Origin of the sequence: Variovorax sp. Varisp85 (assembly GCF_047304045.1) — a bacterium.
Classification (GTDB): Bacteria; Pseudomonadota; Gammaproteobacteria; order Burkholderiales; family Burkholderiaceae_C; genus Variovorax.
The window spans coordinates 1-790 of record NZ_JBGLYN010000148.1 but is presented as its reverse complement, the minus strand read 5'-3'; the positions used below and the strand labels follow the sequence as shown (position 1 = coordinate 790).

The 790-nt window shown below is 66.6% G+C and carries 1 pseudogene; it reads right to left on the bottom strand.

From position 1 onward, the window contains the following. A pseudogene (locus ACCC97_RS28785) lies at nucleotides 1-790 on the bottom strand (type II secretion system protein GspD); the annotation flags it as partial.

The window sequence follows — 790 nt, the reverse complement described above, 5'->3', positions numbered from 1 at the left end:
TCCATGCGGGTGCTGCCGCTGCCGCGGTTGTTCGAGCGCTGCAGTGCGGAGTCGGGCAGCACCGGCGCGGCGTTCACGCCGCGCAGCATGACGTTGTCGGTGTTCGGCTGCGTCTGCAGCTGCTGGCCGCGGATCTCGTCGTAGCGGTCGTAGGCGAAGGCCTCGGACGAAGCGCCGTCGCGCATCACCGCCGGGCGCAGGAACATCATGAGGTTGCTCTTGCTGCGCGTGCGGTTCTCGTTCTTGAACAGGTTGCCCAGCACCGGGATGTCGCCGGCCAGCGGCACCTTCTCGATGTTGTTGTTGTAGGTGTCCGACAGCAGGCCGCCCAGCATGACCAGGCCCCCGTCTTCCACCAGCACGCTCGACTCGATCGAGCGCTTGTTGGTGGTCGGGCCGTTGGGGTTGCTCAGCGAGTTCTGGTCGACGGTCGAGGTCTCCTGGAAGATCGTCATGCGCACCGTGCCGTTCTCGTTGATGGTCGGGCGCACGCGCAGGGTGAGGCCCACGTCCTTGCGCTCGACGGTGGTGAACGGGTTCACGCCCACCGAGCCCGAGGTGCTGGCATACGAGCCGGTGGGGAAGGGCACGTTCTGGCCGATGATGATCTTGGCCTCTTCGTTGTCCAGCGTCAGCAGGTTGGGCGTGGAGAGCACGTTGGCGTCGCCGTCGCTGTTGAAGAAGTTCGCGATCGCGCCCAGGATGTACTGGCCGCCGATCTTGCCGGCGATGCCCAGGTTCAGCCCCGGCTGGATCGACGTCGCCAGGCCGGCGGCATTCCGGGTGGCCA